Raw genomic sequence first — 22,167 nt, 5'->3', positions numbered from 1 at the left:
CCGGCCTCGAAGGAGGCGTCCGGCCCTGGCTGATCACAGGTCCTTCCCACCAGACGGCTTCGCACGCTTCCCGCCGGCGGGCCGCCCCTGACGGCGCGGTATCAGAGGCGACCCACGTTCACAGCATGCCTCGGGCGTGCCGAGCTTTCTCAGGGAGGGTTCGGAGGGAACGGCCCCGCCGGATGACTTCGAGCAGCACCCAGTGCGGGCTGCCGGCGCCCGGCCGGACGACCACCTCGGTGGCCCAGCAGGCGGCCGCGATGACCTCACGACCCTGCTCGAGGGTGGAAGGCGTGGTCCCGGCCCGGCACCACAGCCAGGCGCGCTCCCCGAACGGCGCCGGCGCGCACCACACGATGACCGGGATCTTGCCTCGCCTGTTGACGACGTACGCCTCGACGAGTCCAACGCGGATCCGGTGCGCGGTGACCACACACCGGATCCGCCCCCACGCCCCTGACCGCGCGGGCGGCCAGAGGACGATCACGGCGGGCACGGCCATGGCCGCCAGGGAGATGGGGCCGAACGAGGCCACGATCAGGTACGCGAGGAGTGGCAGGCAGATGACCGTCGCGACCTCATACCGCCACCGCCACAGCACGACCAAGGGGTTCGGCCGTGATATCGGGGTGGTGGCGCGGTTCAGTTCATCGAGGAACCGCCGGTTCATGGCCGCACTCTGCCCAGCCCCAGGCAGGCGCGGCACAGACCCTGCCTGGTGACGCCTTCGCCTTCGCAGGCGGCACACCGTACGTAGGTGTCGAACTCGGGGGCTCGATAGACCCTCACAAGCAGGGCGGGCCGGCGCACCTGCCAGCCCCGTCCCCTGGCTCTGGCGTCCAACTCGGCGAACGCCCAGGCATCGAGGACTTCGAGGATGCTGACGAGGAGGCGACGGACGGGATTACGAACCGTTGATTTTAGGGTTATGTTGCTAACATCCATGGCGGATCGTCCTTCTGCTCTGGCAGCGGGGGATGATCATCCTTCAGCTGGGCCGGTGCGCCTACACCGGTCCAGCTTCGTGTCCGGTCGGCGATTCCGGCCCCAGCGGCGCTGGTCCAAGCCGCCCCCCGGGACCGAGTCGCTCCTCCTACGGGCATCACGCCCTCCTTCTCTCGGCGTCCCTTTGGGGGCTGTTTACCCGTAAATGCGGATGCCTATGGCAATTGCCATAGGAACATGTCGGTGACGTTTGCCTTACTCACATGCCACCGGCAATCACCTCGGCATAGGATCTCGGCACGGCGTCACGAAGAGGTGATCGGCCATGGCCAGATGGATGAGGGATGATGGCGAACCCGACCCTGCGCCAGCGGCAGCTGGCCGCCCGGCTGCGCGAGATGCGCACCGAAGCCGGGCTGAGCATCGCCGAAGTCGCCGAGCAACTGCTCTGCTCCCCAGCCAAGATCAGCCGCATCGAGACCAGCCAACGGCGGGCCAGCCTGCGCGACGTTCGCGACCTGTGCGGACTCTACGGAGTCGCCGACCCGTCGGAGCTGATGGCGTTCGCCAGGGAGGCGCAACAGCTGAGCTGGTGGCAGGACTCCGAGGACGTGGGCTTCCGCCCGCTCATCGGGCTGGAGGCCGAGGCCGTCGAGATCTCCGAGTATGAGACCACGACGATTCCAGGACTGCTCCAGACCGAGGATTACGCCAGAGCCGTGATCCAGGGTTTCCTGCCGCGCATCGCGGGCGACGTGCTCGATGAGCGCGTGGCCGTCCGCATGAAGCGCCAGGAGATCCTGCACAAGTCGTCGCCGCCGCGCTACTGGGTCCTGCTCGACCAATCCGCACTGCATCGCCATGTCGGCAGCCAGCAGATCATGGCAGAGCAGCTGACCCAACTCGCCGAGCTGAGCCATCTGCCGGACGTCACCATTCAGGTCGTTCCGTACACCGTCGGCGCTCACATGGGGTTCGACAGCGCCTTCATGCTACTGGCGTTCGACCCGAACGCGGGGGTGGCCGACACCGTCTACCTGGACACGCTCGCCGGGCAGATCTTTCTGGAGAAGCCCAACCAGCTCATCCGGTTTCGGGAGGTGCTCAACCACCTTCGAGCCGCGGCGCTCCGCCCCGACGACTCCAGAAAACGGATACTGGAGCACCGCGACCTATTCGCCGCCCAAAAAGGCGGAAAATGATTCAGCAAGCGCAGACAAATGGCAGCGACAACCGACAGGAAGGGCTTAGCATGTGAGGTTAGGCCCGAACTTCAAGCGCGCCGTTTTCGCATGTCAGGGGCTCACTTTGCCATCGGCCTGGCGCGCTCCTGCTAGGATTCTCGCCATTCCTAGGCAGGAGAGTGACAATGACCTCGCATCCTCAGCTGGAGCCTATGTGGAGGATCTCCTCCCACTGCAACAACGGCAGTTGTGTCGCTGTGGCCAAGCTTCCAAACGGTCGAATCGCCATTCGTGACACCAAGGTAGCTGAGGGCGACATCCTGCAGTTCTCTCCTGAAGAGTGGGCCAGCTTCATCGGGAGCATCAAGGGGTAACTCTCGAAGACATGCGGAGGGCAGGCATGAGCCGCCTGCCCCTTCCGTTGCATATGACCCATCAATCCCAGTATGGGGTAGATGCCGGGTTACGATTGCGAGCACAATGCCCTGTCGCCGACCCCCTGCGAGGTACCGCATGAGTTCCCCCCAGGCTCCGCGTGATCTGACCTGGCACTCGTGCAACAACGGCAATTGCGTCGAGGTGGCAAAGCAAGCCGACAGAGTGCTCGTCCGAGTCGGGACCGACTCCACGGGCGTACATCTGTCGTTGACCCGGCAAGACTGGGAAGGCTTCCGGGACGGCGTCAAAGCCGGGACCTTCGACGCCGTCTAGCTGTCCCCTCATTCGCGCTATATGCCCGTAGCAGCGGGGAAAGGTTTGACTCTTCCTTGCCCGGCTATTTACCCAGGCCATGGGCGGATTCAAGAAGTTCCTGCTGCGTGGCAACATCGTCGAGCTGGCGATCGCGGTGATCGTCGGAGCGACCTTCAGCGGGCTGGTTCAGGCGCTGGTCGCCGACCTGGTCACCCCGCTGATCGGGGCGGTCACCGGAGGGAGGCAGCCGAACTTCGCCGAATACTCCTTCACCGTCAACGGGAGCGAGTTCAAGTACGGCGACTTCCTCAACCACCTGCTCACCTTCCTGATCATCGCGGCGGTGGTCTACTGGCTGATCGTTCTGCCGATGAACCGGCTGATCAGCCTGTTCGACAAGAACGAGGCCGCGACGACCCGGCCGTGCCCGGAATGTCTGAGTGACATCCCCCTTGAGGCGCGCCGATGCGCTCACTGCACGGCACAGCTGGTTCCGGAGTCGGAGAAGCCGCGCTAGACGCGGTCATGAAGCCGGGCGTTCCCGCTTGTGCGGGGGTGAGTGCCACCAACTGCTGCTCAATCCGACAAGATGAGCGGGTGAGCGTTGAGTTGATGGTCTGGGACGAGTCCGCGCCGATCAGCCGGGATCAGGCGCGGGCCGCCTACCTGGCGGTCAAGAAGACCGAACCCGTCGCGGGCGAGGTGCCGGAGGTGGCCAAGGAGCTGCCCGGCGAGGTCACGGTCTATCCGGGACATCTCCTGGTGACGATGGACCTCGACACGATGGACGAGATGTCGGCACAGGTGTTCACCGTCGCACGGGCTCATGGTCTCGTCTGCTACGACCCGCAGCGTGATCTCGTGCACAACGTGGCGCCGCTCGGTGTCTACGAGGGCATGCAGCTCCACACCGGTGACGGGATGATCGTCCACGATCCGGACCTCGGGCTGGTGCACGACGTGCTGGCTACCATGTCGCCGCAGAACCCGTTCGTCACGCTGGTGAACTTCGGGCGCCACTTCATCCAGGTCTCCCCCGGCTACGAGCTGGAGTACAAGGAGGCGGCGCTGGCGCGGACGATGGTGGCCGAGCTGGCGGAGGTGCAGCGGGCCTTCCAGGAGTACGCCACCGGGGACCGGTCGTTCCTGGCCCGCCACGAGTGGACCGCCTGAACAACTGGACGTCTTAGACCACCTCGCGCAGCAGGTCCGGGTTGACGTTGCCGCCGGACAGCACCAGGACCGTCCGGCCCTCGGGGACGCGGCCCGACAGGTAGGCCGCCGTCGTGACCGCTCCGCTCGGCTCGGCCACCAGGCGGGCCGAGCGGGCCAGGTGGCCCATGGCGTGGCGGATCTCGTCCTCCGACACGGTGACGATGCCGTCGAGGTGCTCGCGCAGGTGCGCGAACGTCAGCTCCGACAGATCGGCCCGCAACCCGTCGGCGATCGTACGGAAGGTCCGGGCCGGCTCCCAGGGGACCACGTGGCCGACCGCCAGGCTCTCGGCCGCGTCGGCGGCGAGTTCGGGTTCGACGCCCAGCACGGTGACCTCCGGCCGCAGCGCCTTGACGGCCGCGGCGATGCCCGAGGCGAGTCCGCCGCCGCTGACCGGTACGACCACCACCTCGACGTCCGGCAGGTCCGCGACGATCTCCAGCCCGATGGTGCCCTGCCCGGCGATCACCGCCAGATGGTCGTACGGCGGGATCATAGTGAGCCCCCGCTCCTCGGCCAGCTTGAGTGCCCCGGCGATCCGCTGCTCGGGCGGCACGACGACCAACTCGGCGCCATGCCCCTTGATCGCCGCCGCCTTGACCTCGGGCGTCCCCTCGGGCACCACGACGACGCACGGCACCCCGAACTGCTTGGCCGCGTACGCCAGCGCCTGGCCGTGATTGCCGGAGGAGTGGGTGACGACCCCGTCGGGCCGCAGCGCCGCAACGGCGTTGTAGGCACCGCGGATCTTGAACGATCCGACCCGCTGCAGGCTCTCCGGCTTGACCCAGACCTCCCCCATGGGCACCAGCGGGGTCCGCACCGCGACCGGCTTGATGCGCTGGGCCGCGTCCCGGATGTCATCAATCGTCACCAGCTCCATACCCGCACCCTAATCTTCGGTGATCGGCACCAGGCGAGAGCAGGCGGTATCGGATAAGTTCCGGAAAGAATCGACCACAGGAGCGCGCATGAGAAACCTGTATCCCCCCATCGAGCCCTACGACTCGGGCCTGCTCGACGTGGGCGACGGCAACCAGATCTACTGGGAGGTCTGCGGCAACCCGGACGGCAAGCCCGCGGTCATGCTCCACGGCGGCCCCGGCGGCGGCTGCAGCGCCAAGCACCGCCGCCAGTGGAACCCGGAGCTGTATCGCATCGTCCTGTTCGACCAGCGCAACTGCGGTCGTAGCCTGCCGCATGCCAGCGACCCGGGCGTCTCACTGGAGGCCAACACCACCTGGCACCTGGTCGCCGACATGGAACGGCTGCGCGAGCACCTGGGCATCGACAGGTGGCAGGTGTTCGGCGGATCGTGGGGCAGCACGCTCGCCCTGGCGTACGCGCAGACGCATCCGGACAGGACCACCGAGCTGGTGCTGCGCGGCATCTTCACCCTCCGCCCCGAGGAACTGGGCTGGTTCTACCAGGAGGGCACCTCCCGTCTCTTCCCCGACGTGTGGGAGTCGTTCATCGCGCCGATCCCCGTCGAGGAGCGCGGCGATCTGATCGCCGCCTTCCGTGCCCGGCTGGAGGGGGACGATCCCGAGGCGCGGCTGGCCGCGGCCAAGGCGTGGGCGCAGTGGGAGGGCAGCACGGTCACGTTGCGGCCCGATCCCGAACTGGTCGCCGAGTTCGGTGAGGAGAAGATGGCACTGGCGTTTGCGCGGATCGAGAACCACTACTTCACCCATCTGGGCTGGTTCGAGCCCGAGCAGCTGATCGCGAACGTGGACCGGATCCGTCACATCCCCGCCGTCATCGTGCAGGGCCGCTACGACGTGTGCACGCCCATGGCCACCGCCTGGGACCTGCACAAGGCGTGGCCGGAGGCGCGGTTCGAGGTGGTGGACGACGCCGGGCACGCCGCCACCGAGCCGGGCATCGTCAGTCGGCTCGTTGCGGCGACAGACGGGTTCGCGCCAGTCGTACCATCGGCGTGACGGCCCCCACCAGCAGCAGCGTGAAGAGCGGGGCCAGCGCCAAGCCGATCAGGAAGCCCGCGGCGACGTCGTGCGGGTAGTGCACGCCGACGAACACCCGCGAGAACGCCATCACCGCCGCCAGCGGGAGCACCACCCAGGCCAGAGCGCGCCAGGCCAGGATGAGCGCCCCGGCGGCGCCGGCGGCGATGACGGAGTGATTGCTCGGGAACGACCAGTCGCTCGAGGGCGGGCATTCGGCGATCGTCGGGATCCCGCCCCGGCACGGCCGGTCCTCCCTGACGAAGGTCTTCACTACCTCGCTGAAGACGTACGCGCACACCACACCGGCGGGTCCGGCGATCGTGATGGCCAGGTCGCGCGCCGGCGCGTTCCTCTCCCGCCACCAGCACCACGCGAACAGCGCCGCGAAGAGGAACAGCCCGGCGTCGGTGCCCTTCTCGGCGAGAGTGTGCAGCCACGCGGGCGTGGAGAGGGCGAAGTCGACGATGTCGCGGTACAACAGGTGTCCAATCCGTGAACGGGCAATGGACATAAACCCTATGGAACGATCACCCCTCGCCGCCTCCCCCGAACGTCCAAAGGTGCTGAAAGCCGGCCGATCCCCCCGGAGAGGTCCGGCAGGCTCGCGTAGTCCCAGTTCAGAGCGGGTAGGGAGGCAGTCGTGATCGGAGAGCACGTGGTCGTCGGCTATACCGACGAGTCAGGGGGACGCGACGCGCTCGCCCTGGGTGCCGCGATCACGCGGGTCACCGGTGGCGAGCTCACCGTGGCCGCCATCTACCCGCCGGGCAGCCCGGGGTTGGCGGTAGAGGCACAGGCCGGCCTGGCGCACGCGGCGGAGGAGCTCGGCGATGTGCCGGCCGAGTACATCACGTTCGAGAGCAGGGGCGCGGGTCGCGGGCTGTCGGTGCTGGCCGGCCGGATCAAGGCCGATCTGATCGTGGCCGGCTCGGCGGGCGGCGGGCAGGCCGGGCGCATCTCGATCGGGGCGACCTCCGACAGCCTGCTCCACCTGTCGTCCGAGGCGGTGATGCTGACGCCCGCCGGCTACCGGCCGCCGGCCGAGCCCTCGCGGCTCACGCTCGCCTACGTCCACCGCCCGCAGTGTGACGAGGCCGTCGAGCGGATCGCGCAGGCCGCGCTCCGGCTCGGCGTGCCGCTCCGGCTGATCACGCTCGACCTGCGTACGGACGATCCGGGCCGGCTCGGGGACGACCTGGCGCTGGCCGTACGACTGGCCTGGGAGTCGAGCGGGATCGAGGCCGAGACGGAGATCGCCGAGGGGCACAACGTGACCGCGGCGCTGGAGGCGATCGAGTGGCTGCCGGGTGAGCTGCTGGTCTGCGCGGCCAGCGAGGACGCGCAGCCGCACCGGGTGTTCCTCGGGGAGCTGGCGATGAAGGTGCTGCGGGCGTCGTCGTGTCCCGTCACGGTGCTGCCGCGCGGCTTCTCGTGACTTCCGTGTACAGCTCCAGGTAGCGCTCGGCCATGACGGCCGGTGAGAAGCGGCGGCGGGCCTCCCGGCGGCACTCCTCAGGGTCGATCTCCGCCACCCGCAGCACCCACTCGGCCAGCTCCTCCTCGGTGTCGGCGAGGAACCCGGTCCGGCCGTGGTCGATGATCTCGGGCAGGCAGCCGCGGCGCAGCCCCACGGGCGGCACGCCCAGGGCGAGGGCCTCGACGACGGCGGTGCCGCCGGGCTCGTCCCACTGGATGGGGAACAGGGCGGCGCGGGCCGAGGCGTAGAGCTGGTCGCGGGCCTCGCCCCCCACGGAGCCGACCCATCTGACCAGGTCTCCGTCGAGGTAGGGGGTGACCGCGTGCACGTGGTAGCGGACGTCGGGGTGGCCGTTCAGCGGATGGTCCGGGTCCTGGACGACGGCGTCCAGCTCGGCGGGGGTGTTCAGGCCGCTCACCGGGCCCGCGAGGACCAGCGGGAGGCCGAGCTTCTGGCAGAGCCTGGCGGCCACGTGCGTGCCCTTGAGGCCGCAGACGCGGCCCATCGCGACGAGGTGCTCGCCGCGTTCGGTACGCAGGTCGCGGTCGGCGAGCGGGGTGGCCAGGTGGATGGCGCCGAGCGAGGCGGCGCGCAGCGCGTCGGGCGCGCGGGCCAGCTGGGAGTTCGAGACGCCGTTGACCGCGATCGACCGTGGGAAGGCCCCGTAGAAGGCGGCGTGCTTGCGCAGGTCCCAGTGCAGGGTGTGCAGGACCGGCGGGCCGCCGAGCGCGGACAGCACGGCCGGGCCGACCACCTCCAGGTGGTCGTGGACGAGGTCGAGGTCGTCGCGACGGCCGATTTCGAGCGCCACGCGGGCCTGGTGCGCGTGCGCGAGGCCCATCACCTGGTTGTACGGCTTCTGCAGCTCGGCGAACTGGCCGTCATCGAAGACGCCGATCAGCTCGTCCACCTCGAGTGTGCTCGATCCCACGGAGGCCAGGACCACTCGCACCCCGCGCTCGCGCAGGGCGGGGACCAGTGTGGCCACCACGTTCTCGATCCCGCCGTAACCCGGTGGCGGCACCCGCAGCCACGGTCCGGCGTTCACCAGGACGTTCATGCCACGTCCTCGACGGCGAGGGAGGCCAGCGGCGGGCGCTCGGCCACGGACATGTCCACCAGGTCGACCTGCCCGTCGAGCCCGAACTGCAGCAGCCTGCGGTCGGGGGACGTGGCGGACAGCACGCGGCCCTGGCGCTCCAGCCGCGACCACGCGGTGAGCATGATCTGGCCGGCCATCCGGCCGAGCGCGGGCATGGCCTGGTGCCCGTGTGCCCGGACGCCCAGGTCCACCTGGGCCATCGCGTCCAGCCCCACCAGCTCCAGCAGGTCCACCAGCAGCCCGAACTCCACCCCGTACTCGGTGACGAACGGGACCCGTTCCAGCACCGCGCGGCGGGCGGCGTACTCCCCGCCGAGCGGCTGGACGAAGCCTGCCAGCTCCGGCCAGAACATGTTGATCAGCGGCCTGGCGACCAGCTCGGTCACCCGTCCGCCCCCGCCGCGCCACAACACCCCGTCCGCGCCGGTGAAGGGCCGCTCGTAGGCGGCCTTGACGAACTGGATGGCGTTGTCGGCGAGCAGCGGCCCGAGCAGCCCGGAGACGAAGTGCGCGCCGAAATTGCGCAGATCGGAGTCCACGAACACGATCAGATCCCCGCTGGAGGCCGCCAGCCCCTTCCACAGCGCCTCTCCCTTGCCGCTCAGCGGCGGCAGATGCGAGAGAACGGCGCCCTGCGCCACCACGCGGGCCCCCGCCGCGGCCGCTCGGGCGGCGGTCGCGTCGGTGGAGTTCGAATCGACCACGATGATCTCGTCCACGAGCGGCGCCCGCTCGACGAGGTCGCGACGGAGCACGGTGACGATCTCGCCGACCGTCCGCTCCTCGTCGCGAGCGGGCAGGATGACGCTTACCGCGGTCCTGCCCTTGGCCCGGAGCAGCGCCTCTACCGGCCACTCGGCTGCGACGCTCGAGTGGGGTCCGTACCAGTCCTGGACCCTGGCCAAGGCGCGCAGATCTGTCTCCATACGGTTAGCCCCGATCTCATTTGGTCAGGTTGGCGACATCTGCCCCGACGACGCATCATCGAACATGTTTGTTTCATTCTCCGTAAATGTGGGATAAGCCGGTCTGTGTTCCCCATCACTCGGGTCGGCATCATCGGTGCCGGAAATGTCGCCGCTCGCCACGCGGATGTCCTGTCAGGTTTCTCCGACGTGGTGATCGCGGGAATCGCCGACACAGATCCCCGAAGAGCCGGGGCTCTGGCCGCACGGCATGGCTCCCCTGCCTACGGCAGCCATGCCGACCTTCTGGATGTCGGCGGATTGGACGCGGTCTATGTCTGTGTTCCTCCTTTTGCGCACGGTAACCCGGAAAAGGATGTTCTAGCATGCAATCTGCCGATTTTTGTAGAAAAGCCGCTTTCGCTTGACCTGTCGACAGCGGAAAAGATCGCCGATGAAATTGATCGCCGGGGCCTGCCTTCGGCCGTCGGACATCATTGGCGTTACCTGGACATCGTTGACCAGGCACGCGAAGTCCTGGGCGACCGTCCAGTACGGCTGGCGCTGGGCCACTGGCTGGACAAAGTACCGCCGGTCGGTTGGTGGCTGAAGCCTGAGATGTCGGGCGGCCAGCTGGTCGAACAGGCCATCCACATCCTCGACCTGGCCAGAGTCCTGGTGGGCGAGGTGACGATGGTGCATGCCGTACCGGCGGACAACGACACGGACGGCGAGGTCGACCGGGCCACGGCGGCGGTGCTGCGGTTCGCGGGCGGCGCGGCGGGGCTGCTCGCCGCGACCAGCCTGCTCGCGCGCAAGCACCGGGCGGGGCTGGAGGTGCATGCCGAGGGGGTCTCGCTCGACCTGAGCGAAGACCGGCTACTGGTGGACGGCGAGACCACCGTCCAGGACGGCGGAGCGGCGAAGGTGCGGGTGGACCGGACCTTCATCGACGCCGTACAGGGCAAGGAAGCCGACGTACGCGTGCCGTACCGGGAGGCGCTGAAGACCCACCGACTCGCGCTCGCCCTGGCGCGGTCCGCGGCGTCACGGAAGCCGGTGACGACGCTCGATGGATGAGGTGCTGAGCATAGAGGCGCCCGGCGAGGTCAGGCTGGTCGGGGAGAAGCTCGGCGCCGTGCCGGAGGGCGGGTTCCGGGTGGTCACCACGCACAGCGGGATCTCGGCGGGCACCGAGCTCACCTACGTCAAGGGCAGCAACCCCTACCTGGCCGCGACCTGGGATCCGGCGCTCGGGCTGTTCGCCGAGGGCACCCCGTCGATCGGCTATCCGGTGCGCGGCATCGGGTACATGCAGGTGGGCCGGGTGGTCGAGACACGCACCCGGGCCGTCCGCGAGGGCGCACTGGTCGCAATGGCCTACGGGCACCGCACCGGCTACGTGGCCGACCCGATGAACGACCGATTCGTGGAGCTGCCCGGCGACCTCGACCCGATGCTCGGCGTCTTCGTCGCCCACATGGGGCCGATCTGCGCGAACGGGCTGCTGCACGCGGCCACCGACCTGCACGGTCCCGGTGTCGCGGACCTGGGTGACGGGGTACGCGGGCGGCGCGTGGCCGTCGTCGGCGCGGGCGTGGTCGGCCTGCTGACCGCCTCCTTCGCCCTCTCGTACGGCGCGGCGGAGGTGGTGGTCGTGGACGAGACCCCGGCCAGGCTGGACATCGCCGAGGCGCTCGGCGCCGGGACCCTGGCCTTCGACGAAGACCCGGCCATCGAGCTGAAGCGGCGCTGGCGGCACGCGCCCAGCGACCGCGGCGCTGACGTGGTCTTCCAGTGCCGCGGCAGGCCCCGCGCCCTCGCTCTGGCGCTGAAGCTGCTCAGGCCGCAGGGCACGGTGATCGACCTGGCCTTCTACACCGACGGCGCCGACGAGGTGCGGCTGGGTGAGGAGTTCCACCACAACGGCCTGTCGCTGCGCTGCGCCCAGATCGGCCGGGTGCCGCGCGGGCTGGCCCACGCCTGGGACCGGGAGCGGCTGTCGTACGAGACGATCGCGCTGCTCCGGCGGCGGGGCGACCTGCTACGCGAGCACCTGATCACCGATGTCGTCGGTTTCGCCGACGCCCCCCAGCTCCTGGCCGATCTCGCCGCCCGTAGGAGGCATACCGTCCAGGCCGTGCTCCGCGACCACGTCGAGGATGAGCGCGGCTGACCAGCTGAAGTCGCGGCAGCCGTGGCCCTGCAGGGTGAACGGGTCGAAGTACTCGCGGAAGCCGGACTCGGTGACCGCCCTGATCATGCCGTCGGCCAGCGGGTCGGCCAGGTCCGGGCGGCGGTCTCGCAGGCCCTGCCAGACCAGCCAGGTCAGGTTGATCCAGCTCGGCCCGCGCCAGTAACGCGCCGGGTCGAACTCCGGCGCGGCGGGCGCGAAGCTGGGCAGCACGCCGTCCTTCAGCCCGAACCGGTCGAGCGCCGTGCCGATCAGCGCGTTGACGATGTCGCGCGGCAGGTCGGGCAGCATGAGCGGGACCAGCCCGGCGGCGCTGTTGGAGCGGATCGGGCAGCCGGTGAGCACGTCGCGGGCATGGAACAGGCCGTCGTCGTAGAGATGCTCGACCATGGCCGCGGTGACCGCGGCGGCCTCGCGCAGGTGCGGCTCCGGGTCGCCGCCGCACACCTTCGCGATCTCCGCCAGCGTCAGCTCCGCCACGCCGTACGCGGCGTTGAACAGCGGGTCCTCGACACAGAACGCGCCGGCCCGGCGGTAGCCGGTGTCGCGGTAGGCGCGGGCGAGCGCGATGTAGCGCTCGTAGTCCAGGTCGGTGGGCCGCTCGTCGGCGCTGACGGTGTCCAGATCCCGGCGCGTGAACGCGACGGACCCCGCGTCGACGGCGGCCAGCGGGACGTCCCAGGCCGGGCTGTTGTCCATGCCCGACTCCCACGGGTGCACGATCGAGATCAGCCCCTCGGGAGAGCGCCGCGCGTTGCGCAGGTATTGCTGCTGCGCCACCAGCCGGGGATAGAGCCGGCGCAGGAAGGTCGGGTCCGGCTCGGCCTGGTGCACCCGCCAGACGGCCAGGGCGTGCACGGGCGGCTGCACGATGCCGGAGGTCGCCGACCCGGACGGGGCCCGTGACTGCCAGAACTCGGGGCCGGGGAAGTAGGCGCCCTCGGGCACCCTGGGGTTGAACGCGATGTGCGGCACCCTGCCGTCGCGCCACTGCGAGCCGAACAGGGCCAGCAGCTCCGACCTGGCCCGGCGCGGGGACCAGCGGGCGTTGCCGATCGCGACGAAGGCGGAGTCCCAGCTCCACTGGTGGGGATAGAGACGCCGGGAAGGAACCGTGTAGCTGCCGTCCCAGTTGGCCACCAGCACGCGCACGGCGTCGCGGATGATCACAGGAACTTCCTGATGAAGGCAGCCGTCTGCGGCAGGACGATCTCGGGCTCGCCGCGCAGGCGGCATTCGAGCGCGAGGTAGCCGTCATAGCCGAGGGCGTCGAGCGTTGCCAGCTGCGCGCCCCAGTCGAGATGGCCGGTCCCGGGCTCGTTCCGGTTGGACTCGCTGATCTGCATGTGAGCGAGGTAGGGGGCCGCCTCGATCAGCGAGCGGCAGGGATCGTCCTCTTCGATGTTCATGTGGTAGGTGTCGCCGACGACCTTGATGGAGTCCATCGAGCAGTACGACACGGCATCGGCGAGGGTGTTGACCATGTGGTTCTCGTAGCGGTTGAGCGGCTCCAGCATGATCAGCACGCCGTTGCGCTGCGCGTGCTCGCCGAGCACCCCCAGCGCCTCGGTGAGCACCTCGCGGTCCTCCGCCGCGCTGCGCGGCGGCTCGAACGGCGGCAGCCGGCGCGAGAACTGGCCCCAGGAGGCGGGCGTCATCACCCCGACGCCGCCGAGCTCGGCGATGACGGTGAGCTGCGATCTGAGCTGCTGGATCGCGTCCGTGCGCTTGGCGGGGTCGAAGTCGCCGATGAAGTGCGGCATGTCCACGCACACCGTCGGCATGACCACGCCGTCAGCCAGCGCCCGTTTGAGCTCGGTCAGGCGGTTGGCGAAGTGGAAGTCCCCCTTCCCGCGCAGCTCGATCGCGTCGAACCCGGCCTCGGTCGCGAACGCGAACTTCTCCTGCAGGGAACGGCCGGGCAGCAGCTGCTCCTGTGCCGCGAGCTTCACTGTGACTCCTCCTCTTGCGATGGCTCCTCTTGCGATGGCTCCTTCTCGAAGGCGAAGACGAGCTGGAGCACCTCGGACGGGTGCTTGTCGAGCAGGTCGAAGGCCTCGGGAGCGCTGCCGACGGGTACGACGTGGCTGATCAGGCCGGTCACGTCGACCTCGCCCGTGTATATGAGGTCCATGAACGTGCGCTGCAGGCGTTCGACGTCCCAGCGGTGGGCCAGCCAGGAGGCGACGCCGCCGATCTGGGAGGAGACGAGCTGCACCTGGTTGTGGTGGAACTCCTCGCCCAGCCGCAGCCCGATGCCTTCGCCCTGGTAGAAGCCGCCGGCCACGACCCGGCCGCCCTTGCGGACGGTCCTGATCGCCTCGTGCAGGCCCAGGTTGCTGCCGCTCAGCTCGATGGCGGTGTCGGCGCCCTCGATCCGCTTGCGGACGAACTCGGCAACGGAGCCGGACGCGATGTCGAACGTCTCGGTCGCGCCGTAACGCCTGGCGAGTTCGAGGCGGGCGGGGATCGCGTCGGCGGCCACCACCCGGGCGCCGCTCAGCACGGCGAGGCGGGTGGCCAGCAGGCCGATGACGCCCTGCCCGAAGATCGCGACCTGGTCGCCCAGGTGCACGTCGGCGGCGTGCACGGCGTTGAGCGCGATGGCGCCCACGCGGGCGAAGACACCGCTCAGCGGATCGGCACCCGGCGGCAGCACGTGGCCGACCAGCTTCTCGGCGGGCACCACAGCCTCGGCCCGGTGACCCCAGACGCCCCAGACCAGGTGGCCGACCGGCGGATCGGTGACATCGGGCGCGGCCTCCACCACCTCACCGACCTCCTGGTAGCCCCAGCCGGTCAGCGGGTAGGCGTGCGTCTGGCCGTCGAGGAACAGCCGCTGCTCTGTGTCCCACTTTCGGGTGAGATAGGGATTTGTGCCGCGATAGGCGGTCAGTTCGGTGCCAGCGGAGACGCCCGAGTAGATCGTGCGAACCCGCACGCAACCCGGTTCAAGCTCGGCGGGCGACTCCAGGCTGACGCGGACACGGCCTGGCTCTTCAAAGGTGATGACGCGCATTCCCCACACTTACGCTTTATGATCAATCGCAACTTAAAGGTTTAGTAGGTGTTTCTATACCATAGTTGCTCTCCCGACACCCTTAAGTCAAATGACGGCCACCGCCGGCAACTAGCGAATTAGGGGTTTCTCTCCGACGGTCTTCCGGTAAGCGATCTTACCGACATAACCCGCCCGGAGATCGCTTTCCGTGATCGACGCGCCAGAAAGCCCGGGACGGAACACGGACGGAGTACAGACGGATCTCGGAATCGCCTGCGTAGTTGCGTCTTCTCGCATGGGGGTAAGTGCGGCATATCCCCGGACGTAGGAGCGCGCCATGCCGAAGAAGGTAGTCGCTGTCCTCTCCATCGCGCTGCTGGCCGCGGCCTCGACCGCCGCGTGTGGCGATGACAGCAAGAAGGCCGCCAACGAGATCACGGTCTGGACCGAGGAGAACCTCGACGATCGCATGACCGTGCAGAACCAGATCATCGCCGACTTCACCCAGAAGACCGGCATCAAGGTCAAGCTGGTCGGTGTGGCCGAGGACCAGTTCAGCCAGGTGATCACGTCTGCCGCGGCCGCGGGGGACCTGCCCGACGTGATCGGAGCCCTCCCTCTGGCCTCCATCAGGGAACTGGAGGCCAACGACCTGCTCGACACGGAGACACCGGGCCAGGTCGTCGACAAGCTCGGCAGGAGCGGCTTCTCGGCGCGGGCCCTGGAGCTCGACAGCGCGGGCGGGAAGCTGCTGGCCGTACCAAGTGACGCGTGGGCACAGCTGATCCTCTACCGCAAGGACCTGTTCCAGAAGGCCGGGCTGGAGCGGCCCGACACCTACGAGGCGCTGGAGGCGGCGGCCGCGAAGCTCAACGCGGGTGGGGTCGCCGGCATCACGCTGGCCATCGCGCCGAAGGACTCGTTCACGGCGCAGAGCTTCGAGCACGTGGCGCTGGCCAACGGCTGCCAGCTTGTCGACAATTCCGGAAATGTCACCCTTTCCTCCCCGCAGTGCGTGAAAGCGTTCGCGTACTACGCGAAGCTGGCGAAGGACTACTCGGTCAAGGGCAAGCAGGACGTCGACTCCACCAGGGCCACCTACTTCGCCGGCAAGGCGGCGATGACCATCTGGTCGTCGTTCATCCTGGACGAGCTGGCGGGGCTGCGTAACGACGCGAAGCCCAGCTGCGCCGAGTGCAGGACCGACCCCGAGTGGCTGGCCAAGAACACCGGCGTGGTCACGGCGCTGAAGGGCCCCGACGGCACACCCGCCCAGTACGGGGAGATCGTCTCCTGGGCCGTCACCCGGGACGCCGCCAAGGATGCCGCCGCGCAGTTCGTCACGTACCTGATGAACGAGGGCTACGAGCGGTGGATCGGGATGGCACCCGAGGGCAAGTTCCCGATCCGGAAGGGCTTCGCGGAGAAGTGGAACAAGCTGCCCGCCGGGGTCGACGCCAAGAAGCCGCTCGCGGACGTCTACCCGGCCGAGGTGCTCGACGCGCTGCGCCGGAGCCCTGACACCTTCGCCCGCTGGGGCATCCCCCAGGGGCAGGGCAAGCTGGTCGGAGCCACGATGGGCGAGCTGCCCGTGCCCAAGGCGCTGAGCGCGGTCGTGGACGGCTCGCTCACCCCGCAGGCCGCGGCGGTGCGGGCCAAGACCGACGTGGAGACCATCAAGCGCGGGATCCGGCAGTGACGGGACGGCGTGGCGGGACACTACGGGAGCAGGAGGGCAGGGCGGGGCTGGCGCTGATCTCCCCCACGCTGATCATCACGCTGGTCGTGGTGGTGCTGCCGCTGCTCTGGGCGATCATGCTGGCGTTCCAGGACACGCGGCTGATCAACATCCGCCGGGTGGGCGTCTTCGGGCACTACACGCTGGACAACTTCGGCTACGTCATGTCCGAGCCGGGATTCTGGACGTCGCTGGTCAACACGCTCGTCTACACGGTGGTGGGCACCGCGCTGTCGATCGCGATCGGGCTGGTGGCCGCCCTGGCGCTGCGCGACCGCTTCCGGGGCCGCACGTTGGTCAGGGCCTCGATCCTGGTGCCGTACGTGGCGCCGGTGGTGGCGGTGGCCTTCCTGTGGGAGACGATGCTGAACCCCCAGTTCGGCATCGTGAACTCCTGGCTGAGCACCCCCATCGCCTTCCTCACCCAGGCCAAGGGCAGCTTTCTCGGCATCCAGGTGCCGGTGGCGCTGCTCACCGTGATCGCGTTCGAGGCGTGGCGGTATTTCCCGTTCGCCTTCCTGTTCATCCTGGCCCGGCTGCAGGCACTGCCGGCCGAGCTGGACGAGGCGGCCGTGGTCGACGGCGCCACGCCGACGCAGCGCTTCCGGCATGTGATCCTGCCGCAGCTCTGGCGGATCATCGCGCTGCTGTCGGTGCTGCGGTTCGTGTTCACCTTCACCAAGTTCGACGACGTCTACCTGCTCACCGGCGGTGGGGCCGGCACGGAGGTGGTGAGCGTGCGGGTCTACAACTTCCTGACCGCGCGCGACGACATCGGCGCCTCGGCCGCCCAGGCGATCGTGCTGGCGGTCGTCCTGGTCGTGTTCCTGACCCTGTATCTGAGGTTCTTCTCGGGAGGTGAGCGTGACCAGGGATAGATTTGAGCGCGGGTTGTTCCGGGTGCTGAAGCCGCTGGTGATCCTCTTTCTGTTCGTGATCACCGCGTTCCCGTTCGTCTACATGGTGATACTGTCCTTCCGCGACATCCAGGAGCTGATCCTGGACCCCGGCTCGATCTGGCCGCGCAGCTTCACCTTCAACACCTACGCCAACGTGCTGACCAGGCAGGGCTTCCTGACCTTCATGCGCAACAGCGCCATCGTGGCGGTCTCCTCGGTGGCGGTCACGCTGTTGATCTCGATCCCGGGCGCGTACGCTGTGGCCAGACTGCGGTTTTTCGGGCGGCGGCAGGTGCATTTCGTGTTCCTGGCCGTGTACCTGTTTCCGGCGATCGTGCTGGCAATCCCGCTGTTCGTGCTCTTCACGATGCTCGGACTTCGCGGATCCTTGCTGGGATTGATCCTGGTTTATATCGCACAGACGGTTCCTGTCACGGTATACATGCTCCGAAATTACTTCGAGACTGTGCCGCAGAGCGTGGAGGAGGCCGCGGCGATCGACGGCTGCACGCGCCTGTCGACCATTTGGCGGGTGGTGCTCCCGCTGTCCAAGCCCGCGCTCATGGCCACCGGCCTCTACGCGTTCATGATCGCCTGGAACGAGTTCCTGTTCGCCCTGCTCTTCCTCGTCGAGAAACGGGAGAGCTGGACGGTCTCGCTGGGGCTCTCCCAGCTCGCGGGCAGTATCGAGATCCCGACGACGGTTCTCATGGCAGGATCGGTGGTTCTGACGCTGCCGATCGTGATCGTGTTCTTCGCCGGCGAGCGGCTCCTGACCGAAGGACTCACGGCGGGAGCGGAGAAGGGATAACCATGCTGACGGCAGGGCAGATCCTCCAGCTGATCCGCAATGGCACCTGCCGCACCCGCAAGGAACTCATCGCCTACACCGGGCTGTCCCGCTCGACGATCACCGAACGGGTGGACCGGCTGATCGAGGCCGGATACATCCACGAGTCCGGCTTCGCCATCTCCGGGGGCGGGCGACCGCCCTCAGTGCTCGACATCGACGCGACGAAGCGCCTGGTGCTGGTGGCCGACCTGGGCGCCGGCCACGCGCGGGTGGCGCTGACCGACCTCGCGGCCCGGCCACTGGTCGAGGAGCACTCCGAGATCCGCATCGACCGCGGCCCCAAGGTCGTCCTGTCCTGGGTACAGCGGGCGTTCCAGCGCCTGCTCGACCGCTCGGGACGAGTGCCGGACCAGGTGTGCGGCATCGGCCTGGACCTGCCGGGCTCGGTCGACCACGCCTCCGGCCGGGTGATCAGGTCGTTCCTCATGCCCGGCTGGGACGACCACCCGATCGGCGAGACGCTGCGGGAGGCGTTCGACGTGCCGGTCCTGGTCGAGAACGACGCCAACGCGATGGCCTTCGGCGAGTGGTGGTCCTCCTGGCGGCGGAGCCGGTCGCTGATCCTCATCAAGGTCTCCACGGGCGTTGGCACCGGCATCATCCTCGACGGCCGGATCTACCGCGGCGTCGAGGACGCCGCCGGGAACATCGGCCACGTCCGCCTGCGCGACAGCGACGACCGCGTCTGCACCTGCGGCTCCCGGGGCTGCGTCGCCTCGCTGGCCAGCGGCCACGCGCTCGCCGCCGACCTCGGCAGGGGGACCAGCCGCGAGGTCGTCCGCCTGGTCCAGGCCGGCGACCCGACGGCCATCGCCCTCACCCAGGAGGCCGGCCGCACGATCGGCATCGTCCTCGCCACGGCGGTCAGCCTGCTCAACCCCTCCGTCCTGGTGCTGGCCGGCGACATGGCCGAGACCAGGGAGCACTACCTGACGGGCATCAGAGAGAGCGTGTACCGCCGCAGCCTGCCGTTCACCACCCGCAACCTGGAGATCGTGACGAGCACACTGGGCGACCGCGCGGGGATCGTGGGGACCGCGGTGATCGTCATCGACCACGTGCTGTCCCCCGCCGCCGTGGACGCCGCCTTCGCCAGTCCCCCGACGACGAACGTCGTGTGACGCCGCCGGTCGGTCGTCGTGTGACGCCGCTGGTCGGCCCAGCCTGTCGACGGCCCGGCTTCGGTCAGCCCAGGCTCGTGACGAGGCGGTCGCGCGCCTGGACGAGAGAGGGGCCGTACCAGGTCAGATCGCGTCCGCTCACCAGCGCGCACCGGTGGCCGGGAAACGACTCCGGCCCGTCCTCGGCGCTGAACGCGTAGGGCTCGTCAGGCAGGACCACCAGGTCGGCACCCTGGGCCACCAGCTCGGCCAGCGGGATCTTGGGATAGCGCTCGGCATGACCGGCGTAAAGGTTGCCCACCCCGAGCCGCGCGAGCACGTCGCCGGTGAACGTGTCGCGTCCCACCACCATCCACGGCCGCCGCCAGATCGGGATGATCGCCGTCCGGCGCACCTTCACCGGCTCGGCCCACACCGACTCCGCCCGGTCGAGCCAGCCGGGCCGCCCGGTGCGGCAGGCGTACCGGAACATCCGGTCGAGCGACCTGAACGCCTCGTCCACCGTCTCGATCCTGGTGACCCACACCGCGAGGCCCGCCGCCCGCAACGCGTCGACGTCCGGCTGCCGGTTCTCCTCGGCGTTGGCGAGCACCACGTCGGGGGCGAGCCGCCGGATGGCGTCGAGATCGGGGTTCTTGGTCCCCCGCACCCTGACCACGTCCAGGTCGGCCGGGTGCGAGCACCAGTCGGTCGCGCCGACCAGCGCCTCGGGGAGGGTCGCGGCCACGGACTCGGTGAGTGAAGGCACCAGCGACACGATCCGCCGGACGTTCGAGGGAACGGGGACGGGTGCACCGGTGTCGTCAAGGCTCACACTCGCACCTTAGACCGCCACCCGCACGACAAAAGGGACTAAAGGCAAGTAACGCCCAGCGTGCGGGAATATCACCCCAAGGCAGGTCACATATCCGTAGAATCCCGAGAAAAGATCGTTAACTCTCGATCGGGGGATCGTTGGGTGGAGCGAGAATCGCTGGGCTTCGACCCGAACACGCCCAACGTCGCCCGGCTGTACGACTACTACCTCGGCGGGAAGGATCATTTCCCGGCCGACCGGCGAGCCGCTGAACGGCTGCTGCGGGTGGCTCCCGAGGTCCGTACCGCCGCCCGCGCCAACCGGGCCTTCCTCGGTCGTGCCGTACGCTTCCTCGCCGGCGCCGGCGTCACCCAGTTCCTCGACATCGGCACGGGCCTGCCGACGCGGGGCAACGTCCATGAGGTGGCCAGAGCGGTCGCGCCGCAGTCGCGGGTGGTCTATGTCGACCATGACCCCGTCGTGCTGGTCCATGCCAGGGCGCTGCTGGCGGGCAGCGAAGGGATCACCGTGGTGGACGGCGATCTCCGCGATCCCCACGATCTGCTGAAAAATCCGGACGTGGTGGGGGCGTTGGACTTCGACCAGCCGGTGGGCGTCCTGCTCGTCGCGATCATGCACTTCATCGGCGAGGCCGACGACCCCCTGCGCATCATGGCCGCCATCCGCGAATCGCTGGCCCCCGGCAGCTATGTCGTCATGTCCCACGGCACGAGCGACGCCCGCGCCGCCGCCGTCAGCAAGGGCACAGAGGTCTATCGCCGGGCCAGCGCTCCCCTGACCCTGCGTACCCGCCGGCGGATCGAGGAGCTGTGGGCGGGGCTCGAGCTGGTCGAGCCGGGCCTGACCTGGCTGCCGCAGTGGCGCCCCGACGAGGCCGACCTGATCGACCTTGCGGCCGGCCCCGAGTCGTCGCTCATCCTCTGCGGGGTGGGCAGGAAGAACTGAGACCCGGGGGCGGACCGGTGTGCGGCTTGACCGAGCGCCGGGGGCGACCCCGCGTACGGCCTGATCGAGCGCCAGGGCGGCCCGGCGGACGGCCTGATCGAGCGCCGGGGCGGCCCGGCGGACGGCCTGGTCGGCCTACTTGAGTGCGCCCAGCGCGCCCTCGTAGTCCGGCTCCTGGGTGATCTCGGGCACCAGCTCGGAGTAGATGACGCGGTTGTCGCCGTCGAGCACGACCACCGCGCGGGCGGCCAGCCCGGCCAGCGGCCCGCTCTCCTGCGCCACGCCGTAGTCGCGCAGGAACTCGCGGCCCCGCATGAGCGACAGCATGGTCACGTTGTCGAGCCCCTCGGCGGCGCAGAACCGCTTCTGCGCGAACGGCAGGTCGGCCGAGACGCACAGCACCGCGACGCCGGGGTGTCCGGCGGCCACCTCGTTGAAGCGGCGCACCGAGGCGGCGCAGACGCCCGTGTCGAGGCTCGGGAAGATGTTGAGCACCTTGGTCGCGGAGCCGAACCCGGCCAGCGTGGTGTCAGCGAGATCCCCGCCCACCAGCTGGAACGCGGGCGCCTGGTCGCCGGGCTTCAGAAACGTCCCGCCCACGGTGACCGGATTGCCCTTGAAAGTGACGTCAGACATGAATACCTCCAGTTAGCGATAGTGCCCCGACCCGCAATCCTATCGACGCCCACGGGACCCCACAGAACCTCAACAGATCCTCAACACCCGCGGACCTACCTTCCTCTCATCGAGCACATCGAGCACATCGAGAGAGGAACACGACAATGAACATCACCCTCCGCAAGTCGGTCGCCGCCCTGGTCATCGCCGGAGCCGCGTCCGCCGGCCTGGTGGCCGCCGCCCCCGCACAGGCCAGCGCGCTGGGCAAGGTCCCGTCCTGCGTGAGCGTCTGGCAGAAGACCGGCACTGTCCACAAGACCGGTTACGCCTACAACGGGTGCGGCCGCTGGATGAACATGAAGATCGTCTGGGCGCACGGCTCCGATGGCGGCTGCCACTCCGTGGCCCCGAAGGGGACCATCTGGAGCACGGTGCCCAGGGGCGTCCGCACGTTCGACGGCGCCAAGTACTGCTGACTCAGCACGGTGCGCCG

The 22,167-nt window shown here is 69.0% G+C and carries 24 protein-coding genes; 15 read left to right on the top strand and 9 right to left on the bottom strand.

Features of this window, described 5'->3' with window-relative positions:
* Positions 1-118: 118 nt before the first annotated feature.
* Positions 119-670, bottom strand: coding sequence for a hypothetical protein (locus AB0L53_RS26025; RefSeq protein ID WP_363998686.1), 552 nt, complete (start codon positions 668-670; stop codon positions 119-121).
* Between the two features lie 619 nt (positions 671-1,289).
* On the opposite strand from AB0L53_RS26025, the gene AB0L53_RS26020 reads away from it, so the two are divergent.
* From AB0L53_RS26020 to AB0L53_RS26000, 5 genes are all read left to right on the top strand, one after another.
* Positions 1,290-2,147 carry a helix-turn-helix transcriptional regulator gene (locus AB0L53_RS26020; RefSeq protein WP_363998683.1) on the top strand — a complete coding sequence of 286 codons (858 nt, stop codon included), beginning with the start codon at positions 1,290-1,292 and terminating at the stop codon, positions 2,145-2,147.
* A 167-nt stretch (positions 2,148-2,314) separates the two neighbouring features.
* On the top strand, positions 2,315-2,503 hold the full coding sequence (locus tag AB0L53_RS26015) for a DUF397 domain-containing protein (protein ID WP_358426824.1): 189 nt from the start codon (positions 2,315-2,317) through the stop codon (positions 2,501-2,503).
* A 106-nt stretch (positions 2,504-2,609) separates the two neighbouring features.
* Positions 2,610-2,840, top strand: coding sequence for a DUF397 domain-containing protein (locus AB0L53_RS26010; protein ID WP_363998680.1), 231 nt, complete (start codon positions 2,610-2,612; stop codon positions 2,838-2,840).
* 79 nt (positions 2,841-2,919) lie between these two features.
* Positions 2,920-3,339: a large conductance mechanosensitive channel protein MscL gene (mscL, locus tag AB0L53_RS26005; protein ID WP_363998677.1), complete on the top strand. Its 420-nt coding sequence runs from the start codon at positions 2,920-2,922 to the stop codon at positions 3,337-3,339.
* A gap of 80 nt (positions 3,340-3,419) precedes the next feature.
* Positions 3,420-3,995: a hypothetical protein gene (locus tag AB0L53_RS26000; RefSeq protein ID WP_363998674.1), complete on the top strand. Its 576-nt coding sequence runs from the start codon at positions 3,420-3,422 to the stop codon at positions 3,993-3,995.
* A gap of 13 nt (positions 3,996-4,008) precedes the next feature.
* Here AB0L53_RS26000 and AB0L53_RS25995 read toward each other — a convergent pair whose 3' ends face one another.
* Positions 4,009-4,920, bottom strand: a complete 912-nt coding sequence (locus tag AB0L53_RS25995; protein WP_363998671.1) for a threonine/serine dehydratase — start codon at positions 4,918-4,920, stop codon at positions 4,009-4,011.
* Positions 4,921-5,008: 88 nt separating this feature from the next.
* On the opposite strand from AB0L53_RS25995, the gene pip reads away from it, so the two are divergent.
* Positions 5,009-5,980 (top strand): prolyl aminopeptidase, encoded by a 972-nt coding sequence (pip, locus tag AB0L53_RS25990; protein WP_363998668.1) that lies wholly within the window; start codon positions 5,009-5,011, stop codon positions 5,978-5,980.
* Here pip and AB0L53_RS25985 read toward each other — a convergent pair.
* A complete protein-coding gene (locus AB0L53_RS25985; protein WP_363998665.1) occupies positions 5,925-6,482 on the bottom strand; it encodes a phosphatase PAP2 family protein in 558 nt (185 codons plus the stop codon). The genes pip and AB0L53_RS25985 overlap by 56 nt on opposite strands.
* A 162-nt stretch (positions 6,483-6,644) precedes the next feature.
* Between AB0L53_RS25985 and AB0L53_RS25980 the strand changes: the two genes are divergently transcribed.
* A complete protein-coding gene (locus AB0L53_RS25980) occupies positions 6,645-7,439 on the top strand; it encodes a universal stress protein (RefSeq protein WP_363998662.1) in 795 nt (264 codons plus the stop codon).
* On the opposite strand, the gene AB0L53_RS25975 is transcribed toward AB0L53_RS25980, so the two are convergent.
* Together AB0L53_RS25975 and AB0L53_RS25970 are read right to left on the bottom strand one after the other, a co-directional pair.
* Positions 7,411-8,541: a glycosyltransferase gene (locus AB0L53_RS25975; protein WP_363998659.1), complete on the bottom strand. Its 1,131-nt coding sequence runs from the start codon at positions 8,539-8,541 to the stop codon at positions 7,411-7,413. The genes AB0L53_RS25980 and AB0L53_RS25975 overlap by 29 nt on opposite strands.
* Complete coding sequence (locus AB0L53_RS25970; RefSeq protein WP_363998656.1) at positions 8,538-9,509, bottom strand: glucosyl-3-phosphoglycerate synthase; 972 nt, start codon at positions 9,507-9,509, stop codon at positions 8,538-8,540. The genes AB0L53_RS25975 and AB0L53_RS25970 overlap by 4 nt, the downstream gene beginning before the upstream one ends.
* Before the next feature lie 105 nt (positions 9,510-9,614).
* Between AB0L53_RS25970 and AB0L53_RS25965 the strand changes: the two genes are divergently transcribed.
* Positions 9,615-10,568 carry a Gfo/Idh/MocA family oxidoreductase gene (locus AB0L53_RS25965; protein ID WP_363998653.1) on the top strand — a complete coding sequence of 318 codons (954 nt, stop codon included), beginning with the start codon at positions 9,615-9,617 and terminating at the stop codon, positions 10,566-10,568.
* Positions 10,561-11,664 (top strand): zinc-binding alcohol dehydrogenase, encoded by a 1,104-nt coding sequence (locus AB0L53_RS25960; RefSeq protein ID WP_363998650.1) that lies wholly within the window; start codon positions 10,561-10,563, stop codon positions 11,662-11,664. The genes AB0L53_RS25965 and AB0L53_RS25960 overlap by 8 nt, the downstream gene beginning before the upstream one ends.
* Before the next feature lie 1,184 nt (positions 11,665-12,848).
* Here AB0L53_RS25960 and AB0L53_RS25955 read toward each other — a convergent pair.
* On the bottom strand, positions 12,849-13,634 hold the full coding sequence (locus AB0L53_RS25955; RefSeq protein ID WP_358177923.1) for a sugar phosphate isomerase/epimerase family protein: 786 nt from the start codon (positions 13,632-13,634) through the stop codon (positions 12,849-12,851).
* Complete coding sequence (locus AB0L53_RS25950; protein ID WP_363998647.1) at positions 13,631-14,623, bottom strand: zinc-binding alcohol dehydrogenase; 993 nt, start codon at positions 14,621-14,623, stop codon at positions 13,631-13,633. Before AB0L53_RS25950 ends, AB0L53_RS25955 begins: the two co-directional genes overlap by 4 nt.
* 397 nt (positions 14,624-15,020) lie before the next feature.
* On the opposite strand from AB0L53_RS25950, the gene AB0L53_RS25945 reads away from it, so the two are divergent.
* From AB0L53_RS25945 to AB0L53_RS25930, 4 genes are read left to right on the top strand one after another with little or no spacing between them, the layout of a single operon-like run.
* Complete coding sequence (locus AB0L53_RS25945; protein ID WP_363998644.1) at positions 15,021-16,382, top strand: extracellular solute-binding protein; 1,362 nt, start codon at positions 15,021-15,023, stop codon at positions 16,380-16,382.
* Positions 16,379-17,299 (top strand): sugar ABC transporter permease, encoded by a 921-nt coding sequence (locus tag AB0L53_RS25940; RefSeq protein WP_363998641.1) that lies wholly within the window; start codon positions 16,379-16,381, stop codon positions 17,297-17,299. The genes AB0L53_RS25945 and AB0L53_RS25940 overlap by 4 nt, the downstream gene beginning before the upstream one ends.
* Entirely contained in the window at positions 17,286-18,131 is an 846-nt protein-coding gene (locus tag AB0L53_RS25935) for a carbohydrate ABC transporter permease (protein WP_363998638.1), read from the top strand. Before AB0L53_RS25940 ends, AB0L53_RS25935 begins: the two co-directional genes overlap by 14 nt.
* A gap of 2 nt (positions 18,132-18,133) precedes the next feature.
* Positions 18,134-19,294 carry an ROK family transcriptional regulator gene (locus AB0L53_RS25930; protein ID WP_363998635.1) on the top strand — a complete coding sequence of 387 codons (1,161 nt, stop codon included), beginning with the start codon at positions 18,134-18,136 and terminating at the stop codon, positions 19,292-19,294.
* Between the two features lie 64 nt (positions 19,295-19,358).
* Here the strand turns inward: AB0L53_RS25930 and AB0L53_RS25925 are convergent, their stop codons facing one another.
* Entirely contained in the window at positions 19,359-20,108 is a 750-nt protein-coding gene (locus tag AB0L53_RS25925; protein ID WP_363998632.1) for a helical backbone metal receptor, read from the bottom strand.
* 144 nt (positions 20,109-20,252) lie between these two features.
* Between AB0L53_RS25925 and AB0L53_RS25920 the strand changes: the two genes are divergently transcribed.
* Positions 20,253-21,056, top strand: a complete 804-nt coding sequence (locus tag AB0L53_RS25920) for an SAM-dependent methyltransferase (protein WP_363998629.1) — start codon at positions 20,253-20,255, stop codon at positions 21,054-21,056.
* Positions 21,057-21,191: 135 nt separating this feature from the next.
* Here the strand turns inward: AB0L53_RS25920 and tpx are convergent, their stop codons facing one another.
* Positions 21,192-21,692, bottom strand: coding sequence for a thiol peroxidase (tpx, locus tag AB0L53_RS25915; protein ID WP_363998627.1), 501 nt, complete (start codon positions 21,690-21,692; stop codon positions 21,192-21,194).
* 146 nt (positions 21,693-21,838) lie between these two features.
* Here tpx and AB0L53_RS25910 point away from each other — a divergent pair, with 146 nt between their 5' ends.
* Positions 21,839-22,150, top strand: coding sequence for a hypothetical protein (locus tag AB0L53_RS25910; RefSeq protein WP_363998624.1), 312 nt, complete (start codon positions 21,839-21,841; stop codon positions 22,148-22,150).
* Positions 22,151-22,167: the final 17 nt, after the last annotated feature.

Origin of the sequence: Nonomuraea sp. NPDC052129 (assembly GCF_040680095.1) — a bacterium.
Lineage (GTDB): Bacteria > Actinomycetota > Actinomycetes > Streptosporangiales > Streptosporangiaceae > Nonomuraea.
This window is presented reverse-complemented; position numbering and strand designations above follow the sequence as displayed.

Excerpts from the sequence above, each read along its gene's own strand:
- AB0L53_RS25930 (WP_363998635.1), top strand. The coding sequence starts at position 18,134 with ATGCTGACGGCAGGGCAGATCCTCCAGCTGATCCGCAATGGCACCTGC.
- AB0L53_RS25960 (WP_363998650.1), top strand. The coding sequence starts at position 10,561 with ATGGATGAGGTGCTGAGCATAGAGGCGCCCGGCGAGGTCAGGCTGGTC.
- AB0L53_RS25975 (WP_363998659.1), bottom strand. The coding sequence starts at position 8,541 with ATGAACGTCCTGGTGAACGCCGGACCGTGGCTGCGGGTGCCGCCACCG.
- AB0L53_RS26010 (WP_363998680.1), top strand. The coding sequence starts at position 2,610 with ATGCCCTGTCGCCGACCCCCTGCGAGGTACCGCATGAGTTCCCCCCAG.
- tpx (WP_363998627.1), bottom strand. The coding sequence starts at position 21,692 with ATGTCTGACGTCACTTTCAAGGGCAATCCGGTCACCGTGGGCGGGACG.
- AB0L53_RS25910 (WP_363998624.1), top strand. The coding sequence starts at position 21,839 with ATGAACATCACCCTCCGCAAGTCGGTCGCCGCCCTGGTCATCGCCGGA.
- AB0L53_RS25995 (WP_363998671.1), bottom strand. The coding sequence starts at position 4,920 with ATGGAGCTGGTGACGATTGATGACATCCGGGACGCGGCCCAGCGCATC.
- pip (WP_363998668.1), top strand. The coding sequence starts at position 5,009 with ATGAGAAACCTGTATCCCCCCATCGAGCCCTACGACTCGGGCCTGCTC.
- AB0L53_RS26015 (WP_358426824.1), top strand. The coding sequence starts at position 2,315 with ATGACCTCGCATCCTCAGCTGGAGCCTATGTGGAGGATCTCCTCCCAC.
- mscL (WP_363998677.1), top strand. The coding sequence starts at position 2,920 with ATGGGCGGATTCAAGAAGTTCCTGCTGCGTGGCAACATCGTCGAGCTG.
- AB0L53_RS26025 (WP_363998686.1), bottom strand. The coding sequence starts at position 670 with ATGAACCGGCGGTTCCTCGATGAACTGAACCGCGCCACCACCCCGATA.
- AB0L53_RS26020 (WP_363998683.1), top strand. The coding sequence starts at position 1,290 with ATGATGGCGAACCCGACCCTGCGCCAGCGGCAGCTGGCCGCCCGGCTG.
- AB0L53_RS25970 (WP_363998656.1), bottom strand. The coding sequence starts at position 9,509 with ATGGAGACAGATCTGCGCGCCTTGGCCAGGGTCCAGGACTGGTACGGA.
- AB0L53_RS25945 (WP_363998644.1), top strand. The coding sequence starts at position 15,021 with ATGCCGAAGAAGGTAGTCGCTGTCCTCTCCATCGCGCTGCTGGCCGCG.